This is a genomic window from Stenotrophomonas sp. HMWF003 (genome assembly GCF_003061285.1).
Lineage (GTDB): Bacteria > Pseudomonadota > Gammaproteobacteria > Xanthomonadales > Xanthomonadaceae > Stenotrophomonas > Stenotrophomonas maltophilia_AP.
Window position 1 is genome coordinate 686 of record NZ_QAIW01000344.1, and the last position, 2,756, is coordinate 3,441.

General features: G+C 66.5%; 2 protein-coding genes. Both read left to right on the forward strand.

Annotation, left to right across the window (positions count from 1 at the left end; all coding sequences use genetic code 11):
• Window positions 1-1,969 (forward strand): TonB-dependent receptor (locus DBR34_RS13800; RefSeq protein ID WP_181394013.1); only part of this gene is annotated, 1,969 nt, incomplete at its 5' end.
• A gap of 61 nt (window positions 1,970-2,030) precedes the next feature.
• Entirely contained in the window at window positions 2,031-2,615 is a 585-nt protein-coding gene (locus tag DBR34_RS13805; protein ID WP_128097217.1) for an RNA polymerase sigma factor, read from the forward strand.
• Window positions 2,616-2,756: the final 141 nt, after the last annotated feature.

Sequence of the window (2,756 nt, forward strand, 5' to 3'; positions counted from 1 at the left end):
CGGCAAGCATGACTTCGACAACGGCATCACCGCCTTCGGCGAGGCCGGCTGGTACCAGTCCAAGGCACGCAGCCTGCAGTCCGGCGTGAACACCATTGCCGCGCTGCCGATGACCGTGGCCGCCAGCAACTACTGGAACCCGTTCGGCGCCACCACGCTGCCCGATGGCAGTGCCAACCCCAACCGGCTGGCCAACCTCAACGTGGCCGCCGGCGGCATTCCGGTCAGCATCAGCAGCTACCGCTTCGAGCGGCCCACCCAGATCGACGTCAAGAACACCCAGGTGCGTGCGCTGGGTGGCCTGCGCGGCTTCCATTTCGGGTTCGACTGGGAAACCGCGGCGCTGTATTCCAGGGCCAAGGTTGTCGACACCCAGGACGCGGTCAGCATGACACTGTTCCAGCAGGCGCTGACCGACGCCACCTCGGCCGCCTACAACCCGTTCTGCGGCGGCTGCAACGACTACGCCAAGCTCGACCGGTTCTTCTACAAGGCCACCCGCAGCAGCGAGACCGAGCTGTACCTGTGGGACCTGAAGGCCTCGCGCCCGGACCTGTTCCGCACCTGGGCCGGTGACGTGGGCATGGCCACCGGCCTGGAAGTGCGCCGCGAAACCCAGCGCGACGACCGCGATGCGCGCGTGGATGGCAGCGTCACCTATACCGACAGCATCACCGGCATCAGCTACCCCAGCGACATGTACGGGGTGAGCCCGACGCCGGACACCGAAGGGTCGCGCACCGTGGCCGGTCTGTTCGCCGAGTTCTCGGTGCCGCTGGTCTCGCGTGAGATGTCCATTCCGCTGGTACGCGCGCTGGACCTGCAGGTGGCCGGGCGTGCCGAGCATTACAGCGATTTCGGCAGCGTCACCAAGCCCAAGCTGGCCCTCGGCTGGACCGTGATCGACGGGCTTACCGTGCGCGCGTCCTGGGCCAAGGGCTTCCGCGCGCCGAACCTGGAGCAGGTCAACGCCACCGTGGTCAGCCGGTCCAACACCCGCACCGACTACATCCAGTGCGAAGCCGACGTGCGCTCCGGCGCGCTCGCCTCGATCAATGCCTGTGGCAGCACCTACCGGTCCTCCACCACCGCGCGGCGCTCGGGCAACCCCGACCTCAAGCCGGAAACCTCGACCAACACCAGCGCAGGCATCGTGTTCCAGCCGCAGTTCATCCCCGAGGACTTCGGTCGTTTCACCTTCGCGGTGGATTACTACAAGTACGAACAGGAAGGCATCATCGGCCTGTTCGGCGAAGGCAACGGGCTGATCCTGGACTACCTGCTGCGGCAGCAGGGCAGCAGCAATCCGAACGTGGTCCGCGCCGCGCCCACCGCCGATGACATCGCGCGCTTCGCCGGTACCGGCCTGGATGCCGCCGGCAAGGTGCTGTATGTCACCGACCAGTACGTCAACATGCAGCCGCAGACCGTGCGCGGGGTGGACTACAGCGTGGCCTGGAGCTCGCCGGAAACCCGCATCGGCCGGTTCGACGTGGGCATCAACGGAACCCGCCTGATCGAGTTCTACCGCGACCGCTCGCCGGCGCTGCAGGCGCTGGAAGACGCCAAGGCGACCGGCCTGGTCGATCCGTCGATCGCCATCACCGGCGGCGGCGACCTGATCGGCGACGGCGGCAACCCGCAGTGGAAGTGGAGCGGCACGCTCACCTGGCGCTACCAGAACCTCAGCATCGGGGCGAGCGCGCGCTATGCCAGCAGCTACCACGAAACCAGCCTGACCCTGGCCGATGGCACGCCGTGGACGGTGAAGTCGCAGACGCTGGCCAACGCCTACGTCAAGTACGACTTCAACCGCGAGGGTCTGTTCAACGGGGTATCGGTCAAGCTGGGGGCCAACAACATCGCCGACAAGCGGCCGCCGGTCTCCGATGACAGTTATGGTTACTCCTCGGCGGTTTACCAGGCGTATCCGCGCTACTGGTATGCCAGCGTGACCAAGGCGTTCTGATCCGCAGGTGGTTCCTTACATCGCTGCCCGGCCACTGCCGGGCAGCGCAGCAGGAGTTCAAATGGGCGCAACAGTGGCAGCAGAGCGTGCGTTGTGGTTGGCCGAGCATGTCCTGCCGTGCGAGCGGGGCCTGCGCGACTGGCTGCGGCGGCGCATGGCGCAGGCGCAGGACGTGGACGATGTGGTGCAGGAAACCTACGCGATCCTGGCGGCAATGGCCGACGTATCGCACGTGCGGCAACCGCGGGCCTACGTCTACCAGGTGGCGCAATCGGTGGTGCTGCAGCAGTTGCGGCGCGCCCAGGTGGTATCGATTGAAATGGTGGCCGAGTTCGACCGGCTGCCGATCACCGGTGAGGACGCCTCACCGGAACGGCTGGCGTCTTCGCGCCAGGAACTCAACAAAGTCACCGCGCTGATCGCGCAGTTGCCGGACAAATGCCGCCAGGCGTTCATCCTGCGACGGGTGGAGGGGTTCTCGCAGCGCGAGATCGCCGAGCGCATGCAGATCAGCGAAAACACGGTGGAAAAGCACGTGTGCAAGGGTATTCGGTTGTTGATGGAATCGATGAAACAGGATGCGGGTTATGCAGGGTCCACAGGGAAACCGGACAGCACGGAGGCAGTTCATGCACGGCACCGCTGATACCAACCCGATCGACGACCAGGCCGCGCAGTGGGTGGCGCGCGAGGACCGCGGCGCGCTGGCGCCGGACGAGGTGGCCGAGCGTGACCGCTGGCTGGCGGCCGACCGCCGCCATTTCGGCGCTTACGCGCGTGCCCACGC

Excerpts from the sequence above, each read along its gene's own strand:
- DBR34_RS13805 (WP_128097217.1), top strand. The coding sequence starts at position 2,031 with ATGGGCGCAACAGTGGCAGCAGAGCGTGCGTTGTGGTTGGCCGAGCAT.